We start from the raw sequence: 7627 nt of genomic DNA, 5'->3' as shown, positions 1-7627 counted from the left end.
CTCCTCTTTTCCTGTCTCGCGCTGCGGCGCTCCCCGTATTTCCGTCACCAGTGTTCCACTGGCTCCTCCTTCCGCGCGTTCCGCTTGCCCGCAGGGAGCACGCCGCATCCGTAAGACGGCAGAGCCACCAACAGCTGCGCAGTCGCTACGCGCTGCCTGGGCGGTTGTGGCGGCTTGTGCTGGCGGGCGGACAAGGGCGTCCGCCCCTACCGGGCTTGTGGCCTTCGTCACCCTCGCAAGGGCCGACACGCAGGTCGGCCCCCACAAAATGCGCAAGGCCGACGGTATCTCCGTAGGGGCCGATGCCTTTATCGGCCCGCTACGCCAGTTCCCCCGAGGGGCAGCCAGCGGCAGCGAAAAGAGAAGCAATTCCATGCGATAACCACCCCGACAAGGTTGGTACTCCCGCCACGGGACGGCAGTTAAGAAAATCGCAGAAGGCCCAAGCGTGCCCGAAGGCGGGCCAAAATCGGCGCTTGCACCGATACGTCGACCTCCGTCAGCGCGGAGGGCCACTGCACCGCAGCGCGCCACACACTTTTCTCTTTAGACCGTGCACGGCCCATTTCTCTTTTGGCAAGGCCTAAAGGGGCCCCCGCCGCGCCCCGCGCGGTGGGGAGAGGAGGCGCAAGGGAGCGGGCGCAGTTTTCGCCGCAGGCGGAAACGGAGCTGAGCGGACTTTGCGACGACGACAATGGGGGGGGCATCCTGCTGGACCCGCCCTCCTGCGGGAGCAGAGACCCCGTGGCCGCTGTTCGGCGGCCCAAATCATCTCCGGGCGGTTGATCGCCGCCCCTACATCCCCCCGGAAGCTCTTCCGCCATCAAATCACCCCCGGCGGAAGCCTCTCTCACCCCGCCGGTCGGTTGACCTTCAGCACCCCGGAGATCTGGTTCAGCTTGTTCATGACAGACTTCAGCTGGGCGCCGTCCTTCACCCGGATCTCCAGCCGGAAGATGGCAAACTGGTCCTCTGTACTGCGGGAGTTGATGCCCAGCACAAAGGTATTCGTCGTGGAGAGGGCAGCGGAGATGTCCAGCAGCAGGCCCTGCCGGTCCTTGCACACCACCTCCAAAATCGTGGGATAGCTGTCGTTGGTGTCGCCGCCCCAGGAGACCTTGATCCAGCGCCCCTCCTGCCCCGGCTGGGATCGCTTCTCCTCCGAGGCGTTGGGACAGTCGCACCGGTGGACGGACACGCCGTACCCCCGGGTGATAAAGCCGATGATGTCGTCCCCCGGCACCGGGGTGCAGCACTTGGAGAACTTCACCAGGCAGTTGTCCAAGCCCTCCACGATGATGCCCTGCTCGCTCTTCACCCGCTTGGGAGCGGAGGGCTGTTTGGCAGGCTCCGCCGGTTTGGCCTCCGCCAGCTCCTCGGCGGCCTTTTCCGCCTGGTGGAGCTTCGCCACCCGGTTCAGCTCCCCCTGGATCCGGCTCACCGCCTTCTGGGCGGTGAAGCCGCCGTAGCCGATGGCGGCGTACATGTCGTCCAGAGAGCCGTAGGACACCCGCTTCAACAGCACCGGCAGCATCTCCGGCGAGAGAACGTCCTTCATGGAGATGCCGCAGTGCTTCAGCTCCGCCTCGAAGGCGGCACGGCCGTTTGCGATGTTCTCCTCTTTCTTCTCCTTCTTGAACCACTGGCGAATCTTGCTGCGGGCCTCGCTGCTTCTGGCAATCTTCATCCAGTCCCGGCTGGGACCCTTGGCGTTCTTGGCGGTGAGGATCTCCACGATGTCGCCGTTTTTCAGCACATGGTCCAGCGTGACGATCCGGCCGTTCACCTTGGCGCCCACCATCCGGTTGCCCACGGCGGAGTGGATGGCGTAGGCAAAGTCGATGGGCGTGGCGCCGGCGGGCAGGTTCTGCACGTCGCCGCCCGGTGTGAAGACGAACACCTCATCGGAGAACATATCGATCTTCAGAGAGTGGATATAGTCCTCTGCGTCCGCGCCCTCCTGGTTTTCCAGCAAACGGCGGACCCACTCGTAGCGCCCTTCGGTGCCGGCGCCCTGGCCGTTCTGCTTGTATTTCCAGTGGGCGGCCACGCCGTACTCGGCGATCTCGTGCATCTCCTTGGTGCGGATCTGCACCTCGAAGGGCAGGCCGTCCGCGCCGATGACCGTGGTGTGGAGGGACTGATATCCGTTGGGCTTTGGAGTGCCGATATAGTCCTTGAAGCGGCCCAGAATGGGCTTGTAGAGATCATGGATGACACCCAAAACGTTGTAGCAGTCCCCCACCGTGTTCACAATCACCCGGAAGGCGAACAGGTCGAAGATCTCGTCCAGGCTCTTGTTCTGGTTGAACATCTTCCGGTAGATGGAGTAGGGATGCTTCATCCGGCCGTAGACGATGTGATCGATGTCCAGCTCCTTCAGCCGGTCGTCGATCTGGATCTGGATGCGGCGCATGAAGTCCTCGTACTCCTGGTGCTTGGCCTCCAGCTTGGAGACGATTTCCTCGTAGCCGATGGGGTCCAGATATTTTAAGGACAGGTCCTCCAGCTCCCACTTGATGCGCTGCATACCCAGCCGGTGGGCGATGGGGGCGTAGATCTCCATAGTCTCCAGAGACTTCTGCTTCTGCTTGGCGGGAGACTGGTACTCCATGGTCCGCATGTTGTGGAGCCGGTCGGAGATCTTGATGAGGATCACCCGGATGTCCTTGCTCATGGCGATGAGCATCTTCCGCAGGTTCTCCATCTGCTCGTCTTCCTTGGTGGCGTACTGGATGCGGGTCAGCTTGCTGACGCCTTCCACCAGGTCGGCGATGGTGGGTGAAAAGAGTTTGGATACCTGTTCGTGGGTGGCGGCGGTGTCCTCGATGACGTCGTGGAGCAGGGCGGCCTCGATGGACTCGCTGTCCAGCCGCAGCTCCTCCGCCACAATCTGCGCCACCGCCAGGGGATGGATGATATAGGGCTCCCCGCTCTTGCGCTTCTGGTCCTTGTGGGCCTCTGCCGCAAATTCAAAGGCCGCCCGGATGTGCTGGAAGTCTGCCGCAGGATTGTAGCCCCGGACAGTCTTTTCCAGGTTCTCATACTGTTCCTGAATGGTCATGACACAACACCTCCACTCTTGCCGGCGGCGTCCTCCCGCAGGCGGGACAGATAGGGGCAGGCGAAGAGATCCACCTTCCCCTGGATGGGATTCAGCGAAAGCGTCACCTGGTCCCCCTGGACGGACAGGGCGATCAGGCCCCGCTCCTGGAACACGGCCAGGGCCAGGCCGGCCCGGAGGAAGCTCTCACACCCGCCGGAGAGTGCCGACAGCCGCCGCAGAAAGGGCAGCATCTCCTCCTCCGCCTTTCCCCGGCGGAGCTGCCGCTCCAGCACGGTCCAAAAGGCGGCGAACTGGCTGCGGGACGCCTGGAGCCGGGCCCGCTCCTGCCCGGTGAGGCCCTCTCCCGCCACGAGGCGGTGGAGCAGGTCCAGGTCCGCCGCCTCATGGCGGCTGGGGGTCAGAGAGGGGCGGATGTCGATGAGCTGCAGCTGCAGGGTGGTATTGCCCCGGAAGGTATTGGCCTGGAGATAGAAGGCCGCGTCCACCCGCATGCCCGCCGCCACGCCGCACGTCTCCTCCGTCATGGAGAAGAAGATGGCGTCAAACCGGCACGTGCCCTTGGAGAGGCGGAGCTTCAGGTGCTTCCCCTGGCCCACGGGCTGCAGGACGTCCACCGTGGCGCCCAGCAGGGCGAACACCGGCCGGGGATTGCCCGCGCCATAGGGCTCCAGCTGGTCCAGCTGCTCCACCTCCGCCAGCGTCACCTCGCCGGGGCAGGAGATGGGCGCGTCCACGTCCAGGCAGGATACCGCCCGTTCCCCGCCGGAGGCGGAGCGGACATACCGGTTCATCCGGGCCCGGAAGGCGTCGATGTTCTCCTCGGAGATGGTAAAGCCCGCCGCCAACTCGTGGCCGCCGAAGCCCTCCAGCAGGTCGGCGCAGGACTCCAGCGCGGAAAACAGGTTGAACCCGCCGTAGGACCGGCAGGAACCCTTGCCCACGCCGTCTTTTAGATGAATCATGAAGCTTGGGCAGGCGTACTTCTCGCTGAGGCGGGAGGCCACAATCCCCACCACGCCCTGGTGCCAGTCCTCGCTGGAGAGGACCAGGGCGCTGCGGTCCTCGGCCCGGAGGCGCTCGATCTTCTCGGTGGCGTCGGCGCAGATGGCCTGCTCTACCGCCTGCCGCTCCCGGTTTAGGTCACACAGAGCCTTTGCCAGCTCCTCGGCCCGGGCGGGGTCATCGGTCTCCAGCAGGTCCGCGGCCAGATCCGCCGCGCCCATGCGGCCAGCGGCGTTGATCCTGGGGGCCAGCACAAAGCCGATCTGGACAGAGGTGATGGGCTTGCCCAGAAGCCCCGCCTCCTTCAGCAGGGCGTGGACGCCCACGAAGTCCGTGTGGGGCAGGGCCTCCAGCCCGCAGAAGGCGATGGTGCGGTTCTCCCCTTCCATCCGCATCACGTCGGCGATGGTGCCAATGGCCGCCAGGGTGCAGTACCGGGCGAACAGGGCATCCTCCCGGCTCTCGCCTCCCAGGGCCAGCACCAGCTTCAGCGCCACACCCACTCCCGCCAGATGCTTGAAGGGATAGGGGCAGTCGCTGCGGTGGGGGTCCACCACTGCCAGCGCCCGCGGCAGCTCCTCCTTGCACTCATGATGGTCGGTGATGACCACATCCAGCCCGATGGAGGCAGCGAAGTCCACCTCCTCGTTGCCGGTGATGCCGCAGTCCACGGTGATCATCAGCGTGGCGCCCTGGTCCCGCAGGCCTTGGATGGCCTCCTTGGACAGGCCATAGCCCTCCTCGATCCGGCGGGGAATATGCCGCAGGCAGCGGACGCCGCAGCTTTTGAGATAGTCCATCAGCAGAACCGTGGAAGTGATGCCGTCCACGTCGTAGTCGCCGAACACGGCGATGGTCTCCCCCTGGCTGATCGCCCGCTGGATGCGGGCGACGGCTTTGTCCATATCCCGCATCAGCATGGGGGACATGCTGAGGCTCCTGTCCCGCTCCAGCGCCTCGGCCGCCGCCTCGGCAGTGGTGACACCCCGGGCCGCCAGGACCGTGGAGAGGAGATAGGGGTATCCGGCACTCCGCAGGAGGGCAACGTCCCGCTCAGCCGGGGTCCCGATGTTCCATTTTTTGAATCTCATGGCACGTTCCCTCCCTTTCAAAGGTAATAAAAAGCCATCATAACTAAATTATTATAGCAGGCAAGGGGTGAAACGTAAAGGTTTTTCTGCGTTCCGACACCGTTCGTTTGACGGCGGCGGCAGATTCTGGTACAATGGCATACCGACAGAGGGCGAATCCGGGCATCTCTGCCAGAATCTGAAAGAAATCTGACGCTAAAGGAGCGAAGAATGACAACATGAAAAGACGACTGCAATGGTTCTGTTCCTGCGCGCTGCTATGCGCCCTGCTGGTGACAGCGGCGCTGCCGGCGCCCGCGGCAGCGGCCTCCACCGGCTTTTCCGACGTGCCGGAGAGCCACTGGGCGGCGGACTCCATCCGTCGGGCTGTGGACCTGGGCCTGTTCCAGGGGCAGACGCCCACCCGCTTCGGCTTGGGGGCTCCCATGACCCGGGGGGCCTTTGTGGTGGCCCTGTGCCGCCTGTTCGGCTGGGAGATGGTAACACCGGAGGCCGGGTCCTATACGGACAACCAGGACAAGAGTGCCTGGTATTACAGCGCGGTGGAGACCGCCTATGCCAACGGGGCCATCACCCGGCAGACGGATACGTTCCGCCCCCGGGAGCCCATCACCCGGGAGGAGCTGGCGGTCATGCTGGTGCGGGCTATGGGCTACGGCACCATCGCCGGTTTGGCCCAGGACCTGCCCATGCCCTTCCGAGATGTGACCACCAACGTGGGCTATATCGCCATGGCCCATGAGCTGGGGCTGGTGAACGGCACTGCGGCCACCACCTTCTCCCCGGATCAGACTGCCACCCGGGAGCAGGCGGCGGTCATGCTGATCCGGCTGTATGACAGCTATCACGCCGCGGCCCCGGAGAAAACCGGCATCGCCTATTCCGCGGAGGGTCTGACAGACCTGACCGGCTATGGCGCCGTGGCGGTGGGCGGCGCCCGGCTGATCTACGCCGGGGAGTCCCGGCTCGCCGGTACCCCCGATGCAGAGACCGCAGCCGCCCTGCAGGAGACCATCACCGCCGCCGGTGCCGTGCCGCTGCTGCATGTGGGCGGGAGCGCCTCGGCACTGAAGGATGACCCCAGCCACACCGCAGAGGCGCTGGCGGCCGCGGTGGAGAGCGGCGGTTATGAGGGGCTGTTTCTGGACCTGGCGGAGCTCTCTTCCGCCCAGAAGAAGGATTTCACCGCGCTGGCGGAGGCGCTGCGGGCCGAACTGGGAGAGGACCGGCTGCTCTATTTGATGGTGGAGGCGCCCGTCTGGCAGGGAGCCGCATACAACGGCTATGACTATGCCGCCCTGAGTGAGCCGGCCGACAAGCTGGTGGTGCGGGTGGCGGACTATGGCGACGTGTCCGAGGACTTCCCCATCGCCCCCCTGGCGCCGCTGGAGGAGGTCTACTACGCCCTGGCCGAACTGGCGGACCAGGTGGATTCCGACTGTCTCAGCCTGCTGCTGACCACCACGGGCTCCGCCTGGACGGATGGGCGGCACACCGGCCAGGCCTCCGCCGCCGAGATCGAGCAGCTGCTGTCCGCCTCCCAGACGAAAGATTACTACTCCGACCGCTACGCCTGCGCCTATCTCACCTCCGGCAGCGGGGACACCGCGGTGCGGTATCTCAACGGCGAGGCCGCCCTGGAGCGGGCCCGGATGGCTGCTTTCTTCGGCGTGGACCAGCTATGCCTCAGCGACCTGTCCTCTGTGGCGGACTATGACAATTACAATCTGCTGGAGGGGCTGGACGCCGGATCCTCCCAGGTGCAAATCTGAAACCTGAAAAACGCCGCCTCTGCCAGTTGGCAGAGGCGGCGTCTGTGTATATGGGAAAGCGCAGCAGCCTTACAGGAACTTCTGCATCCCGTCAGTAGCCAGGGAGAGGTCGGCGCTGATGGTGACGGTGAACTTGATGTTGTTCTTCTCGCCAAAGGCGTCCAGCCAGTTCAGGAAATTCTCGGTGTCCTTGTCCACTTCCCGGCCGATGGTCTTGCACAGGTTGTCGATGAACACATGGGAGATATCATAGTTGCCCGCATACAGGCCGCTGATGAAGCCCCGGAAGAGCTCGTAGCTGTCCAGATTGTACTCCTGGGCGTCGATCAGGCGGATGTGGTAGTGGATATCGTATGTCATGGTGCGGTTAGCCTCGATGCAAACCACGTTGCCGGGCTCGTCCTTCGCCGCGTTGTTGATCAGTTCAATGAGCTGCTTGGTCTTGCCGGAGCCCTTCACGCCCATAATCAGTCTGACCATAGTAATCACTCCTGTCAATTAAAGTCGCTGGGGGAAATTCGGTATGTTAAGCATACCACAAGATCGCGTGAAAAACAATGGAGAAATGAAGATTCAAACTTTGTTCATAATGGAGATTGACAGTGGGCGGCAGGACGGGTGCCGCCCAGTCCGAGGCTGGTCACCCCTCCAGCTTGCTCTCCAGCTGCGCCCGCCGGTCCTCATAGCCCGGCTTG

At 64.1% G+C, this 7627-nt stretch carries 4 protein-coding genes; 1 reads left to right on the top strand and 3 read right to left on the bottom strand.

All coding sequences use genetic code 11. The annotated features are described in order from the left end of the window. Positions 1 to 850: 850 nt before the first annotated feature. Together HMPREF1546_RS11110 and recJ are read right to left on the bottom strand one after the other, a co-directional pair. On the bottom strand, positions 851 to 3064 hold the full coding sequence (locus HMPREF1546_RS11110) for a bifunctional (p)ppGpp synthetase/guanosine-3',5'-bis(diphosphate) 3'-pyrophosphohydrolase (protein WP_021751354.1): 2214 nt from the start codon (positions 3062 to 3064) through the stop codon (positions 851 to 853). Beyond that, positions 3061 to 5160 (bottom strand): single-stranded-DNA-specific exonuclease RecJ, encoded by a 2100-nt coding sequence (gene recJ / locus HMPREF1546_RS11105; protein WP_021751353.1) that lies wholly within the window; start codon positions 5158 to 5160, stop codon positions 3061 to 3063. The genes HMPREF1546_RS11110 and recJ overlap by 4 nt, the downstream gene beginning before the upstream one ends. 218 nt (positions 5161 to 5378) lie before the next feature. Between recJ and HMPREF1546_RS11100 the strand changes: the two genes are divergently transcribed. Further along, positions 5379 to 6932, top strand: a complete 1554-nt coding sequence (locus HMPREF1546_RS11100) for an S-layer homology domain-containing protein (protein WP_036631351.1) — start codon at positions 5379 to 5381, stop codon at positions 6930 to 6932. 69 nt (positions 6933 to 7001) lie between these two features. On the opposite strand, the gene HMPREF1546_RS11095 is transcribed toward HMPREF1546_RS11100, so the two are convergent. Then, complete coding sequence (locus tag HMPREF1546_RS11095; RefSeq protein ID WP_021751350.1) at positions 7002 to 7412, bottom strand: ATP-binding protein; 411 nt, start codon at positions 7410 to 7412, stop codon at positions 7002 to 7004. Between the last annotated feature and the right edge of the window lie 215 nt (positions 7413 to 7627).

This window comes from Oscillibacter sp. KLE 1745, assembly GCF_000469445.2.
Classification (GTDB): Bacteria; Bacillota; Clostridia; order Oscillospirales; family Oscillospiraceae; genus Oscillibacter; species Oscillibacter welbionis.
The sequence above is the reverse complement of the archived record's forward strand: the minus strand, read 5'-3'. Positions and strand labels throughout refer to the sequence as shown.